The following is a 14,020-nucleotide window of genomic DNA, read 5'->3' on the forward strand; positions in this document are numbered from 1 at the left end:
ATGTGCATCACCGCCTGGGGGCGCGCACGCGCCGAGCAGCAGCGCCTGAACGACCTGGCCCGACCGGGTCACGTGCCGGACCTGCCACTGGTCACGGCGGGGACGACCGAACCGCGCCGGGTTCACGAGGCCGACGGGGGACGACATGGCGACCGCGCCACCGCGCAGCCGTAAGGAGGGCTGAGTCGCCCGGCGATGCGCGTCCTGGCGTGCGGGGGTCGGCCGGGTGCGTACCGTGCAGGGGGTACCCGATCATGTGAGGAGAAGAGCCATGTCCAAGCCACCGCTCCCCGAGGCCGCGGTCGAGATGCTCCGGAAGCCGAACCCGGCTGTCATGACCACGCTCCGCAATGGTGGTCAGCCGGTGTCCGCCGCGACCTGGTACCTGTGGGAGGACGGCCGGATCCTGGTGAACATGGACGAGAGTCGTCGCCGTCTGGAGCACGTCCGCAACGACCCCCGGGTTTCCCTGACCGTGCTGGACGAGGCCGGGTGGTACACCCACGTGAGCATCATCGGGCACGTCGCCGAGCTACGCCCCGACGAGGACTTCGCGGACATCGACCGGTTGGCCCGGCACTACACGGGCAATCCCTATCCCCGGCGTGACCGGGGCCGGGTCAGCGCCCTGATCGAGATCGACCGGTGGCACGGGTGGGGGTCGATGAAGGACAACAGCCAGGTCGGTTGACCGACAGGGGCGGCGGTGGCGCACGGACGGCTCTTGACCGCAGAGCGTGATCAGCTTAACTTCATCAATCAGATAAGTGTCTTTACTAATTCTGTTTGATCCCTCGTGGGAGTGCCGATGCGTCAATTGCGCCACCGCCGCCTCACCGCCGTCGTCGCCCTGGCGACCCTGCTGATCAGCGCCGCCCCACCTGCGGCCGCGAGCGCCACCGCCAAGCCCGAGCGCCAGCCCGGCTACCACCGGGTCGGCTACTTCACCCAGTGGGGCATCTACGGCCGGGCCTTCCCGGTCAAGAAGCTCGACACGTCCGGGGCGGCGAGCCGCCTCACCCACGTCAACTACGCCTTCGGCAACATCAGCGAGGACGGCCGCTGCTATGTGGACGGCGGGCCGGGCGAAGGCGACGCCTGGGCCGACTACCAGCGACCGGTGCCCGCCGAGGAGAGCGTCGACGGCGTCGCCGACGCCCCCGGCCAGGCGCTCAACGGCAACTTCCACCAGCTCGCCAAACTGAAGGCCAGGCACCCCCAGCTCAAGGTGTTGATCTCGCTGGGCGGATGGAGCTGGTCGACGTACTTCTCCAACGCCGCCCGCACCGACGCCTCCCGTAAGGCGTTCGTCGCCTCCTGCATCGACCTGTACCTCAAGGGCAACCTCCCGGGTGCGCCGGGCGCCGGGGCGGGCGTCTTCGACGGCGTCGACCTCGACTGGGAGTGGCCCAACTGGGACGGTGAGCCCGGCAACGTCATCCGCCCCGAGGACCGGGAGAACTTCACCAAGCTGCTCGCCGAGTTCCGCCGGCAGCTCGACGCGTACGGCCGCACCACCCGCTCGCACCACCCGCTGACGGCCTTCCTGCCGGCCAACCCGGCCGCCATGGACGCCGGCTACGAGGGCCGCAAGATCTTCAAATACCTGGACTTCGCCACCGTGCAGGGGTACGACTTCCACGGCGGCTGGGACGCGCGGGCCAACCAGCAGTCCGCGCTGCGCGTGCCGGCGGGCTCACCCGACGACCCGGACTTCTCCGTCGAGGTCGCCGTCGACGGGTGGATCGCCCGGGGCGCGCCACGGCACAAGCTGGTCCTGGGCATCCCCTACTACGGTCGCGGCTGGACCGGCATCACCGGCGGCGGCAACGGCCTCTTCCAGCCGGCCACCGGGCCCGCGCCGGCCGCCTTCGAGGCCGGCAACGAGGACTACAAGAACCTGAAGAAGCTCGCCGGCAACGGCTACACCGTGCACCGCGACCTACGCGCCGGGCACGCCTGGCTGTTCGACGGTACGACCCTGTGGACGTACGACGACCCGGCCGTCGTGGCGCAGAAGACGCTCTACATCCGACGCACCGGCCTGGGCGGCGCGATGGTCTGGTCGCTCGACGGCGACGACGACAACGCCACCCTGACCAGAACGATCGACCTCGGCCTGACCACCTGGTAGGGCACCCACCGCGCGGCTCCCTTGATCACTTGATGACCAGCAGTTGCCAGTACCGGTCGCCGAACTGCTCCTCATCAAGTGATCAGGGGGTCGGCCCTACTTCGGGGCCACCGCGCGCACCGCGGCCTCGACGAGCGCCGTCACCTGGTCCATGTCCCGCGCCCGGCGGACGTCCAACTCGGCCGACGATCCGCCGGGTAGAACGAGTTGCACCGTCACGTCCTCGCGGCGGTGGGTCAACCAACTGGCGACCGCTTGGACCAGCACCATGACAGTGCCGGCGTCGCCGATCGCCAACCGCAGCACGTCCGTGCCGTCCGTTGACGTCTCATCGGTCGGCGGCGTCGTGGTCACCCCGTCGCGCAGCCGGTCGTCGGCGCGCAGCCAGGACGCCAGCGAGCGCTGGGCGTCGGCAGACGGAAGATCCGGGCGAACCGCGATCGTTATCGTCTCGGGCACGATCTGCTCCCTCCAGGACGACGCTGAGTCACGCCACCATCCTGCCAGCCGGTCCGGGAGCCGGCATCCCACGCACTCGCCGAAGTCGATCAGACCTTGACCGTCGCGTCGGCCGATCCATAGGCTCCGGCCACTGCGAGGCTTTCCCCCAAGAAGGGAACCCGAGACATGGCCCCATCGTCGCGTCCGTTCTGGACGGTCCCTCCGAGGCGGCTGGCGGGCGTCGCCGCGATCACCCTCCTGCTCGGCACGGCTCCCCTGCTCGGCGGCACCGCACCGGCGAGCGCCGCCCCACCGTCGGCGTGCAGCAGCGACCCGGCTGCCCGGCTGGCGGACGTGCCGAGCCCCGAGACGGCACTCGGCTTCCCCCTCGGTGTCGGCCAGGAACGGGTCGTCACCAACGACGAGGTCCGCGCGTACCTCGGTGCCGTCGACCGCGCCTCCGACCGGGTCGTCACCGGAGTGCTGGCCACCAGCGTGCTCGGGCAACCCCTGCCGTACGCGGTGGTGTCCAGCGAGCGCCACGTGCGGCCGGCCGCGCTGCGGAAGATCGCCGACGACGTACGCGACCTGCGGGATCCCCGCCGCACCAGCGCGCCCGCGGCCGCCCGTACGGCGAAGGACAGCCCGGCCATCGTCTGGATCACCGCGAACGTGCACGGCGGCGAGAAGAGCGGCACCGACGCCGCCCTCAAGACCCTGTACGAGCTGGCCGCCGGCCTCTCCTGCGAGGTCGCCCGGCGCAACGACAACCTGGTCACCGTCATCGTGCCCACGCAGAACCCGGACGGTCGCGACGCGACCCGGCGGCAGAACGAGTACGGCTTCGACCTGAACCGGGACTGGTTTTCCCGCACCCAGCAGGAGACCGACGGCAAGCTCGAACTGCTGCGCCGCTACCCGCCGCAGGTGTTCGTGGACGCGCACGAGATGGGCGGCCGGCAGTACTTCTTCCCGCCCAACGCCGACCCCATCCACCACGAGATCGCCGGCGAATCCGTCGACTGGATCAACCGGATCGGCGAGGCCAACAAGGCCGGCTTCGGCTACCACGGCGCCTGCGACGACACCGTCACCACCGAGTGCTACTTCAACTACGACACGTACGACATGTTCTTCATGGGCTACGGCGACACCGTGCCGACCACCGGCTTCGGGGCGGCCGGCATGACGTACGAGAAGGGCAGCGCCTCGGCCGTGGCCGACCGGGTGCAGCAGCAGTTCCACACCCAGTGGTCGACGCTCGGCTGGGCCGCCGCCCACCGGCGCGAGGTGCTCAACGGCTACTTCGACATCTGGACCGACGCGCTCGCCCAGGGCCGGGCCGGCACCCTCGAACCGAACGAGGTGGTGCAGCCCACCAACGAGGTCCAGTTCCCGGTGCCCGACGTGACGATCCGCTCGTACTTCCTGCTGCCCGACCGGCAGCTCGCCGACGTCCGCCAGCTCGTCGAGCGGCTACGCCGCATGGACGTCGAGGTGTACGAGGTGCAGAAGCCCACCCGGGTGCCCACCGCCCGCGTCTTCGGTGGCCGCAGCGCCACGAACGTCACGGTGCCCAAGGGCGCGTACTGGATTCCGATGGACCAACCGCAGAAACACTGGATCCAGGCGATCATGGGCGAGGACCCGTACGTCCCGTTCCCGTACTTCTACGACGTGTCCTCCTGGAGCAACCCGCTGCTGATGGGCGTGTCCACGATCTACACGGGCGACAACGTCCGGCCGAAGGCCCAGCTTGTCCGGGGCATCTCCGGCGGTCGCAGCGGCGTGGCCTGGCCGTGGGGCGCCTACACCTACGAGTTGGACTCGGCCGCCGCCGCCGGACTCACCTTCACCCTGCTGGGCCGGGGCGTGCCGCTGGTGCGGGACCTCGACACCGGCCGCGTCGCGATCCCGGCGCGTAGCCTGAGCCGCACGGTCGACGACCTGGCGAGAGCCGCCGGGGTCACCCTCACCCCGGGCGGACGACCCACCGGCACCCCACTCGCCCTGCCGGACGTCGGACTGTTCCAGGGTACCGGCATCTCCACCACGTCCGGCTCGCACGGCGAGGCCCGCTACGTGCTCGGCAAGCGGTGGGGACTCGACCTGAAGCCGGTCACCACGGCCGACATCAACGACAACACCGAGGCGTTCACCGGCCGTACCGTGCTGCTGGTACCCGACGGCAGCAGCCCGACCGGCGGCCTGACCGCCGCCGGGCAGGCCAACCTGCGGGACTGGATCGCCCAGGGCCACACCTACGTCGGGCTGCGCAACGAGGGCACCCGGCTGGCCCGCGCCGCCGGCCTCACCTCGACGACCGAGAAGACCAAGCCGGCCGACTACCTGGTGATCGGCTCACACCTGCGGGTCGACGTCGCCACCGACAGCCCGGTCGCCCTGGGCCGCCCCGCCGAGGACTTCGAGTTCAACAACAGCGACCCGATCCTCACCCCGACCAGCACCGGCACGAACGTGCTCAGCTACCCGACCGGCGACACGTTCTGGGCCAACGGCTACACCGTCGGCGCGGACACCCTCAAGGGCACGGCCGCCGTCGTCGACGAGCCCACCGGCGCCGGCCGGGCGGTGCTGTTCGCGTTCAACCCACTCTTTCGGGCGTACAACGAAAATGGTCTGCACCTGGTGGCGAACGCGCTGCTCTACCCGGCCCGCGAGCCCGACGCCCGACGCACGCCGGGCCTCGACGCGGCGCGCGCCAGCGCCGCCGCCGCGCCGGTCGCGGCGGACCTGGGCGGCGGCTGGCGACCGATCACCATCGAGGTCGCGGCGGCCGACCTGGCCCGCGCGCGGGCCGTCGTCGAACGCTTCAGCACCGACGCGCGCACGGCCACGAAGAACACCTCGGCGTACGTCGTGATCCCCAACCCGCAGGGCCTCCACGCCGACGAACACCCCTTCACGAACGATCTGGTACGCGCGCTGCGCACCGCCGGAGTGCCGCTGCGGTCGGTGGTCGCCTGACCTGTCGCTGCACGCGAAAGCGCCTGCCCTCGGGTTCTCGGGGGCGGGCGCTTGACGCTTGGGTTGCCGTTACGGCCGACGGGTGACGTCGGCGACGAACGCCCGCCACGCTGCTGGCCCGAAGGTCAGCGTCGGCCCGTCCGGGTCCTTGGAGTCCCGCACACCAACGACACCCGGCAGATTGTCGGCAACCTCGACACAGTCGCCCCCGCCGGACCCACTACGAGTGGACTTACGCCACACAGCGCCGATCAGGTCCATGACGTCACCACTTCCTTCATCAGGTCGGTTGACTGCCGTCGAGGTAGGGCCTCGTTCCGTATGGTCTCCCACTTCGACAGAAGCGTAGCCACGTCATCGTCGCCACTGATGACCAGCCCGCCAAGCTGGTTCTCCAACTGGCAGACCCACTTACCGTCCGCAGCCCGCGCCAGAATGAACGGACCGGTCGGCCCCGCGTGCATGCTGACGTCATTCGGCACGATGTGGACGCTGATGTTCGGCCGCTCTGCCATAACCGTCAAGTGGGTGATCTGCCCTGCCATGATTGCCCGAAAATCCTCGCCGGCACGCCTCAGCACCTCCTCCCCGATGACCGCCACGAATTGCGGTGCCTTCGGCTGAGTGAGGATCGATTGCCGGTCCAGGCGAGCGGCAAGCCGTTCTTCGACCTCCTCCTCACTGAGCGTGTCGTCGCAGCGAATGACCGCTCGGGCGTACTGCTCGGTTTGAAGTAGGCCCGGTACCAGGGACGGCTGCCACGACCGGAGTTGAGTCGCGACGCGTTCGGCGTCCAGCCACGGCAGGAACCACGACGGCGCGCCGAGCTTCGCGACCATGCGCTCGAACAGGCCGTTGTTCTTGAGGGCGCGGTCGGCGCGCCTGATGAAGTCCATCGTCAGCGCCCGCGTCTCGCTCTCGACGGCGCTGACGTGTGAGGCGCTGAATCCGGCACCCCGACCGAACGATTCCTGCGTCATCCCGGCGGCGCCCTCCAGGCCGAAGCCGCCGCCAACCTCGCCGCGCTGAAACCGAGCGCCCACCGGCCGACCTGACCGACCGCTTCACCGGCTGGACCTCCGCGCGCTAGCCACGACGCACGGATCTTGGACACTTAGCGTCGATTATGGACGGTAAGTGTCCAAGATCTGGTAGCTGGCGGCATGCGGCAGGGCGCACGGCACACGCACGCGGCGCACGGCAGGGCACGCGGCGCACGGCAGGGCACGCGGCGCACGGCACACGCACGCGGCGCACGGCACACGCACGCGGCGCACGCACGCGACGCGTGGCACCCGGCGCATGGCGAATGGCTCGTGGCGGACGGCACGCGGCGCACGGCATGCGGCACGCGGTGCACGGCACGCGGCGCACACGGCGCACGGCACGCGGCGCACGCGGCACACGGCACTCGGGGCGCGGCACGCGCGGCACGCGGAGATCTTGGACACTTAGCGTCGATTGTGGACGCGAAGTGTCCAAGATCTGGTGGCTCGACGACGTCCCCGGCGGGAAGGATCGCCCACATGGTGCCTGCCGACGACGCTGACGCTCTCGAATGGCTCGCTTTCGAGCAGGCGGGTGTGCTGACGACTCCGCAGGCCGCTGGCATCCTCGGTGCGGGTGCCGTGCGGAGCCGGATCCGCACCGGCCGCTGGCGCTCGATCTGTCGAGGGATCCTGGTGACCGGTAACGGCCGGCTGACCCGTGATCAGCAACTGTGGGTGGCAGTCCTGGCCGCCGGCCCGGGGGCGGTTCTGGCCGGGGTGACCGCCGCCGCCGAGGCTGGTATCCGGGGACTGCGCCGCGAACCCCTGCACGTTCTGGTGCCCGCCGACCGTCGCGCCGCGCGGACCACCCTGCGTCGGCTGCCGGTGGACATGCCCGCGGTGCTGGTCCACCGCACGTCGGTGCTGCCCGACTCGCACCTCCAACTCGCCCGTCCGCCGCGTACGACGACGGCCCGCGCCCTGGTGGACGGGGCCGGATGGGCGGACAGTGTGGACGAGGCACAGGGCTTGCTGGCCGCCGGATGCCAGCAGCGTCGGGTGCTGCCCGAGGAATTGGAGGCCGTGCTCGCCGTCCTGCACCGGGCACCCCGTCGACGGCTGATCCGGCAGACAGTCGGCGACATCGCCGGCGGCGCAGAGGCGCTCTCCGAGATCGACTTTCTGCGACTGTGTCGGCGGTATGGGCTGCCCGCTCCGGACCTACAGCAACATCGCGTCGACGCGGCCGGCCGCAATCGCTGGTTGGACGCGTACTGGCGCGAGTGGCGGGTGCAGGCGGAGGTCGACGGCGCGCACCACATGGACGCCCGGCAGTGGGCGGCCGACATGCGCCGGCAGAACGACGTGTGGACCAGCGGTGACCGCATCCTGCGCTTCCCTGCCTGGCTGGTCCGTACCCGTCCCGACGAGGTCGCCGACACCGTCCGACGGGCGCTGATCGCGGCCGGCTGGATCCCGACCCACCCAGCGCGACGCTCGGCGGAACGAGCCCGGTGAGCCCTACGGTTTGCGGGCCACGCCGCTGTAGCCGGTGCGCGCCACCTCGGCGTCGACGGTGGCGGGCGGCTCGGCGTACGGCCACATGTTGACCAGACCGGGTGACTCCAGCACGAAGTCGCCGAAGAACCCGGTGACGTCCCCGTGGCTGCGCGGCACGAACGGGCTGTTCGCGCGGGCGTAGATCGCGGAGATGCGGGCCATCAGGTCCGGGTGTGCATCGGTGCTGGCGTGCGACAGCGCGAGGTAGCTGCCGGGGGCGAGCGCGTCGCGGTAGGCCGCAACGATGCGCTGCGGGCCCTGCTCGTCGGGCACCAGGTGCAGCACGAACATCAGGAGGATCGCGACCGGGCTGTCGAAGTCGACGGCGGCGGCGACCTCCGGGTGACCGAGCACCTCGGCGGGTCGGCACAGGTCGGCCTGCACCACCGACACCGTCGCCGCGTCGGCGAGCAGCGCACGCCCGTGCGCGCAGACCACCGGGTCGTTGTCGACGTAGACGACGCGTACGGTCGGGTCGATCCGGTGGGCGATCTCGTGCACGTTGTCGCGCGTCGGCAGCCCGGAGCCGAGATCCAGGATCTGCCGGACGCCCTTCTCCTCGACGAGGTGACGGACCGTGCGGGCGATCAGATCGCGGCCCTGCCGGGCGGCCTCGGGCATCCACGGAGCGACCTGCAACACCATCTCGGCGGCGGCCCGGTCGGCGGCGAAGTTGTCCTTGCCGCCGAGGTAGTAGTCGAACATCCGCGCCGCGTTCGGGCGGTCGGTATCCAGGCTCAACCCGGGCTCCGACTGCGTCATCGCCGACCACCTCTCCCCCGCCGAGCCCGCAGCATATCGTCCATGATGGTGGGTCGTCTGCCAGCGTCACCCCGCGTGGGCTGACGGCCGGCAGGGGTGACGGCCTGTCCGGCCCGCCGGGACAAATGTCCTGGTCGACCGCGTACCGGTGACTCTGCCCGCGCCGCGCGCGCGTGCCTAGCGTGACGGGCATGGATGACACAGCGGTACGCCTCAGCGGCCTCACCCGCCGGTTCGGGCCGGTCCGCGCCGTCGACGGGCTCGACCTGACGATCGCCCGGGGCAGCACGGTCGCCCTGCTCGGTCCCAACGGCGCCGGCAAGAGCACCGCCATCTCGCTCATGCTGGGTCTGGACCTGCCGGACAGCGGAACCGTGATCCTGTTCGGTCGTACACCGGCCGAGGCGGTCCGGGCCGGACGGGTCGGCGCGATGCTCCAGGACGCCGGCTGGGCGCCGAGCGCGACGGTGCGGGAGGTCGTCGACCTGGCGCGGGCGCTCTATCCGCGAGCGATCGAGACCGACCGGATACTGGCGCTGGCCGGGCTGACCGAGCGTGCCGGTCGCCGCCTCGACAAACTCTCCGGCGGCGAGGCGCAGCGCGCACGTTTCGCGTTCGCGCTGGCCGGCGACCCGGACCTGCTGGTTCTCGACGAACCCACCGCCGCGCTCGACGTCGCCGCCCGGCGGGCGTTCTGGGCGGCCATCGACAGGTACACCGCCGACGGGCACACCGTCCTGTTCAGCACCCACCACCTGCACGAGGCGGACGAGTTCGCCGACCGGGTCGTGGTGCTCGCCGCGGGGCGGGTCGTTGCCGACGGGCCGCCTGCGCAGATCCGCGCGCTGGCCGGCGGCCGTACCGTCTCCTTCGATCTCGACGGCGGGCCGCTCGACGGCCTCGACACCCTCCCCGGGGTCCGATCCGTGCAGGTTCGGGGCGACCGGGTCGCGCTCACCACCGCCGACGCCGACGCCACCGTCCTCGCCCTGGCCGGCACGCGTGGTTTCCAGGGTCTGGAGGTCACCGCCGCCGCCCTGGAGACCGCCTTCCTCGCCCTCACCGCGACACCGACGACCCGCACCGCGACAGCGACTACCCGCACCGCGACAGCGACGGAGCACTGACATGCGCGCGTACCTGCGATTCGAACTGCGCCGACTGGCCCGCGACCCGCGGCTGCTGCTGTTCACCGTGCTCACACCCGTGGTCACGTACCTCATCTTTTCGGCGGTCGGCCCGGACGGCGACCGGGTGGAGAGCGTCGACGCGGCGGTGGCCCTCATGGTCGGCCTGGCCGGCTACGGCGCGGTGGCGGGCGTGCTGTCGGTGGGCACGTCGGTCTCCCAGGAGCGGGCTTCGGGTTGGCTGCGCCAACTCCGCGTCACCCCACTGCCCGCCGGGCAGGCGGTGATCGCGAAGGCCCTGGTCTGCACGCTCAGCGGAGTGCCTTCGGTCATCGCCGTCGGCTGCGCCGGACGCATCCAGCACCACGTCGAGCTGGGCGCCGGCCGGTGGGCCGCGCTGCTGCTGCTGATGTGGGTGGGCACAGTGCCGTTCGCGCTGCTCGGGCTCGCCATCGGGTACGGCCTCAGCCCGCAGCTCGCCCAGCCGGTCAATCTCCTCGCCTTCCTCGGCCTGTCGGTACTGGGTGGCCTCCTGGTGCCCGTGACGTACTTCCCGAGCGTGCTGCGCCACCTGGCCCACGCCCTGCCGACGTACCGGTTCGCCGAACTCGGCTGGCGCTCGGCCGCCGGGCTGGGGCCCACCCCGTCCGGGCTCGCCGTGCTCACCGGGTGGACGCTGGCGTTCACAGCCCTCGCGGTGTGGGCGTACCGGCGGTCCACCGTTCGCCGGTGACCCCCGATACGGTGTCCACCATGCCGTCGGGCACGACCGGCTTCAGCCGGAACCGTCGCGGGCTCCTGCTGGTCGCCGCGCACAGCCTCTGGCTCTGGTTGCTGCTGACCCCGGCCGCCGCGATCGCGCACGGGCAGGTGCGCCCCGCCGCACCGGCGGCGGCGGGGCTCGTCGTCTTCGCACTGTTCTATCTCGCCCTGGTGGCCGTACCCGTGGCAGACCTGGCCGTCCGACCAGTCGTGCACCACGGCGGGCTCGTGCTGTTCGCGCTGCTCGGCATCGGGCTCGCGGTCGCGTACGGCGGCGGGCCGGAGGGTTGGCTGGTCCTCTTCCTGTACGTCGCCACGGTCGGTGCGGTCGCGTTCGTTCGTCCAGCCTGGGGGTTCGGGTGGGTGGGCGGATCCGTCGCCGCCATCGTGGTGATCGGTGTGGCGCATCGGCTGCCGGCCGCCGACACCGCCCAGATGGCGCTGATCACCGTGCTCGGGGGCACGCTGACGTTGGCGTTCGCCCGCATGGCGCGGCTGGTCGAGGAGTTACGCCGTACCCAGCGGGAGCTGGCCCGCACTGCCGTGGAACAGGAACGGCTGCGTTTCGCGCGCGACCTGCACGACCTGCTGGGTCATACGCTGTCCCTGGTGGTGGTCAAGGCGGAGGTGGTGCGGCGGCTCGCGCCGATGGACCCGCAGCGGGTCGTCACCGAGGCGACGGACATCGAACGGATCGGCCGTACCGCGCTCGCCGAGGTGCGCGAGGCGGTCACCGGCTACCGGGAACGCAGTTTCGCCCGGGAACTCGACAGCGTCCGTACGACCCTGGCCGACGTCGGGATAGCCGTCACCGTCCAGGGCGTCGACCGTCCGCTCGGGGTGGAGGCCGACGACGCGTTCGGTTGGGTCCTGCGGGAGGGAGTGACGAACGTCGTGCGGCACAGCCGGGCGTCGCGGTGCGACATCGAGATCGCCACCGACACCGACGAGGCGGTGCTGACCATCCGCGACGACGGCGTGGGCAGCCGACCGCAGTACGGCAACGGCCTGCGCGGCCTCACCGAACGGTTGGCGCAGGCCGGCGGAACGCTGCACGTCGGCCCGGCGCACGACCGCGGTCTGCGGGTCACCGCCCGACTCCCCCACTCCCCCACCCGAGGGTGGACGTCGTGATCCGGCTGCTCCTCGCCGAGGACCAGGGCATGATGCGCGGCGCGCTGGCCCTGCTGTTGAACCTCGAGCCCGACATCGAGGTCGTGGCCGAGGCCGCGACCGGCGCGCAGGCCACGCGGGAGGCTCTTCGGGTACGCCCCGACGTGGCGCTGCTGGACATCGAGATGCCCGACGGTAGCGGTCTCGACACCGCCGCCACGCTGCGCGACCAACTCCCGTCCTGCCGGGTGCTGATCCTCACCACCTTCGGCCGGCCCGGCTACCTGCGGCGGGCCATGGAGGCGGGCGCCCACGGCTTCCTCGTCAAGGACGGGCCGGTGCAGGAGTTGGCGGTAGCCGTCCGACGGGTGCTGGCCGGCGAGCGGGTGATCGACCCGACGCTGGCCGCCGCCGCCCTCGCGGCCGGTCCGAACCCGCTCACCGAGCGGGAGCGGGAGGTGCTCGCCGCCGCCGTGGACGGCGCCACCGTCGCCGACATGGCCGCGGCGCTGCACCTGTCCGAGAGCACCGTGCGCAACTACCTGTCCGCCGCCATCGGCAAGACCGGCACCCGCAACCGCATCGAGGCGGCCCGCACCGCGCGCGCCAAGGGCTGGCTCTGAGCAGGTGCTGACGGCGTCTGCGATGCTGGCGGCGTGGAGTACCTGTCCAGAGTGCCGCGGCCGCCGCTGGACGAGCTGATCGATGACCTCTACTACCTGGAGGGCACTCCGCCGTACGCCCGGCTGACGCTTCCGGCGATGCCGGCGGCGCTGCTCGTCATCAACCTCGGAGCGCCGTTCCGCATTCGCGGCGGCACCGACATCGAGACGGCCGAGTACGCCGACGGCTGCGTGATCACCACGCCCACCCGTGCGTACGAGTTCGGCTACCCACCCCGGACCCGGTCCGTCGGCGTGCACTTCAAGCCATGGGGGCTGGCGCCCTTGCTGCCGATGCCCGCGGTCGAGCTGTGTGACCGGCCGGTGACGGTCGAGCAGGTCTGGGGCCGACCCGCCACCGCCACGCTCCGCGACCGGCTCGCCGCGACGTCCGGACCGTACGAGATGCTGACGCTGCTCGAGCGGGAGCTGATGCGCCGGCTGTGCGACGCCGCCGGTCTGGGGCTCGTCCGCCACACGAGCAGTGTCATCGCGGCGGCCGGCGGAGCGGTGGCGATCGGCGACCTGAGCGTGGCGGCCGGGGTCAGCAGCACCCATCTGGCACGACGGTTCAAGGACCTCGTCGGCGTCACACCGAAGCGACTGGCCCGCACCTACCGGTTCACCGCCACCGTCTTCGCGATGGACCCCGCCGGACCGGTCGACTGGGGCGATCTCGCCGGTAGCGCCGGTTACTTCGACCAGGCGCACTTCGGCCACGAGTTCCGGGAGTTCACCGGGCTCACGCCGACCCGGTACGTCGAAGTCCGGCGGCGGTTCCTGCGCGAACACCCCGGCCACGTGCTGGACGGTTGGCCGCTGCCGACAGATTGATTTCCTACAAGAGCCGCAGCTCACGACACGTTAACGTGTGGGCATCCCCAGACGAAGGAGAGCCCCGTGGGCACGGTGGTCCTGTACAGCTCGGTGTCGGTGGACGGCTTCGTCGCGGATGAGAAGGACCAGCCCGGCCCGTTGTTCGACTGGCTGACCAGCGGTGACGTCCCGTTGGACGACAGCGGCGCGCTGAAGGTGTCGCAGGCGTCCCACGACTACGTCCGGCCGTACTGGGACCGGATCGGGGTGACGATCGTCGGCCGCCACGTCTTCGACCTGACGGACGGCTGGGACGGAAAACCTCCGAGCGGGATCGCGCACGTCGTCGTCGTGACCCATCGGGGCAGGCCCGAGGGCTGGGACCCCGAGGCGCCGTTCCACTTCGTCGACGGCGTCGAGGCAGCCGTGGCCAGGGCGCAGGAGCTCGCGGGTGACCGCGTCGTCGAGGTCGCTGCCGGCGACGTCGGCGGCCAGGTGCTCGCCGCGGGCCTGGTCGACGAGGTGCGCATGGATGTCGTACCCGTGGTGTTCGGGTCCGGCAAGCGCTACTTCGGGTCGGTCGACGCGCAGCACCTGCTGCATGATCCCGACGTGGTGATCCAGGGCGACCGGGTGCTGCACCTGCGCTACCGCGTGCGCCGCTGA

General features: G+C 71.4%; 15 protein-coding genes. 11 read left to right on the forward strand and 4 right to left on the reverse strand.

Annotation, left to right across the window (positions count from 1 at the left end; translation table 11 throughout):
* The 3 genes from ACN269_RS06660 (at window position 1) to ACN269_RS06670 (ending at window position 2,134) form a co-directional block, all read left to right on the forward strand.
* Complete coding sequence (locus tag ACN269_RS06660; RefSeq protein WP_421471571.1) at window positions 1-174, forward strand: hypothetical protein; 174 nt, start codon at window positions 1-3, stop codon at window positions 172-174.
* A gap of 97 nt (window positions 175-271) precedes the next feature.
* Window positions 272-691, forward strand: a complete 420-nt coding sequence (locus ACN269_RS06665) for a PPOX class F420-dependent oxidoreductase (RefSeq protein ID WP_421471572.1) — start codon at window positions 272-274, stop codon at window positions 689-691.
* A gap of 117 nt (window positions 692-808) precedes the next feature.
* Window positions 809-2,134: a glycoside hydrolase family 18 protein gene (locus ACN269_RS06670; protein ID WP_421471573.1), complete on the forward strand. Its 1,326-nt coding sequence runs from the start codon at window positions 809-811 to the stop codon at window positions 2,132-2,134.
* Between the two features lie 96 nt (window positions 2,135-2,230).
* Here ACN269_RS06670 and ACN269_RS06675 read toward each other — a convergent pair whose 3' ends face one another.
* Window positions 2,231-2,593 (reverse strand): effector-associated constant component EACC1, encoded by a 363-nt coding sequence (locus ACN269_RS06675; RefSeq protein WP_421471574.1) that lies wholly within the window; start codon window positions 2,591-2,593, stop codon window positions 2,231-2,233.
* Between the two features lie 168 nt (window positions 2,594-2,761).
* Between ACN269_RS06675 and ACN269_RS06680 the strand changes: the two genes are divergently transcribed.
* Window positions 2,762-5,563 carry a M14 family zinc carboxypeptidase gene (locus tag ACN269_RS06680; protein WP_421471575.1) on the forward strand — a complete coding sequence of 934 codons (2,802 nt, stop codon included), beginning with the start codon at window positions 2,762-2,764 and terminating at the stop codon, window positions 5,561-5,563.
* Window positions 5,564-5,632: 69 nt separating this feature from the next.
* On the opposite strand, the gene ACN269_RS06685 is transcribed toward ACN269_RS06680, so the two are convergent.
* Entirely contained in the window at window positions 5,633-5,824 is a 192-nt protein-coding gene (locus tag ACN269_RS06685; RefSeq protein WP_421471576.1) for a DUF397 domain-containing protein, read from the reverse strand.
* A complete protein-coding gene (locus ACN269_RS06690) occupies window positions 5,815-6,606 on the reverse strand; it encodes a helix-turn-helix domain-containing protein (RefSeq protein WP_421471577.1) in 792 nt (263 codons plus the stop codon). Before ACN269_RS06690 ends, ACN269_RS06685 begins: the two co-directional genes overlap by 10 nt.
* Window positions 6,607-7,089: 483 nt before the next feature.
* Between ACN269_RS06690 and ACN269_RS06695 the strand changes: the two genes are divergently transcribed.
* Window positions 7,090-8,070: an endonuclease domain-containing protein gene (locus ACN269_RS06695; protein ID WP_421471578.1), complete on the forward strand. Its 981-nt coding sequence runs from the start codon at window positions 7,090-7,092 to the stop codon at window positions 8,068-8,070.
* A gap of 3 nt (window positions 8,071-8,073) precedes the next feature.
* Here the strand turns inward: ACN269_RS06695 and ACN269_RS06700 are convergent, their stop codons facing one another.
* Window positions 8,074-8,874, reverse strand: a complete 801-nt coding sequence (locus ACN269_RS06700) for an SAM-dependent methyltransferase (protein ID WP_421471579.1) — start codon at window positions 8,872-8,874, stop codon at window positions 8,074-8,076.
* Window positions 8,875-9,065: 191 nt separating this feature from the next.
* Here ACN269_RS06700 and ACN269_RS06705 point away from each other — a divergent pair, with 191 nt between their 5' ends.
* From ACN269_RS06705 to ACN269_RS06730, 6 genes are all read left to right on the forward strand, one after another.
* Window positions 9,066-10,001 (forward strand): ABC transporter ATP-binding protein, encoded by a 936-nt coding sequence (locus ACN269_RS06705; protein WP_421471580.1) that lies wholly within the window; start codon window positions 9,066-9,068, stop codon window positions 9,999-10,001.
* A 1-nt stretch (window position 10,002) separates the two neighbouring features.
* Complete coding sequence (locus ACN269_RS06710; RefSeq protein ID WP_421471581.1) at window positions 10,003-10,734, forward strand: ABC transporter permease; 732 nt, start codon at window positions 10,003-10,005, stop codon at window positions 10,732-10,734.
* The gene (locus tag ACN269_RS06715) at window positions 10,731-11,897 is read left to right on the forward strand and encodes a histidine kinase (protein ID WP_421471582.1); all 1,167 of its coding nucleotides are present in this window, start codon (window positions 10,731-10,733) and stop codon (window positions 11,895-11,897) included. Before ACN269_RS06710 ends, ACN269_RS06715 begins: the two co-directional genes overlap by 4 nt.
* Complete coding sequence (locus ACN269_RS06720) at window positions 11,894-12,499, forward strand: response regulator transcription factor (RefSeq protein ID WP_421471583.1); 606 nt, start codon at window positions 11,894-11,896, stop codon at window positions 12,497-12,499. Before ACN269_RS06715 ends, ACN269_RS06720 begins: the two co-directional genes overlap by 4 nt.
* Before the next feature lie 33 nt (window positions 12,500-12,532).
* Window positions 12,533-13,372 carry a helix-turn-helix domain-containing protein gene (locus tag ACN269_RS06725; protein ID WP_421471584.1) on the forward strand — a complete coding sequence of 280 codons (840 nt, stop codon included), beginning with the start codon at window positions 12,533-12,535 and terminating at the stop codon, window positions 13,370-13,372.
* 66 nt (window positions 13,373-13,438) lie between these two features.
* Window positions 13,439-14,020 carry a dihydrofolate reductase family protein gene (locus ACN269_RS06730; RefSeq protein ID WP_421471585.1) on the forward strand — a complete coding sequence of 194 codons (582 nt, stop codon included), beginning with the start codon at window positions 13,439-13,441 and terminating at the stop codon, window positions 14,018-14,020.

This window comes from Micromonospora sp. WMMD736, assembly GCF_049179015.1.
GTDB lineage: Bacteria > Actinomycetota > Actinomycetes > Mycobacteriales > Micromonosporaceae > Micromonospora.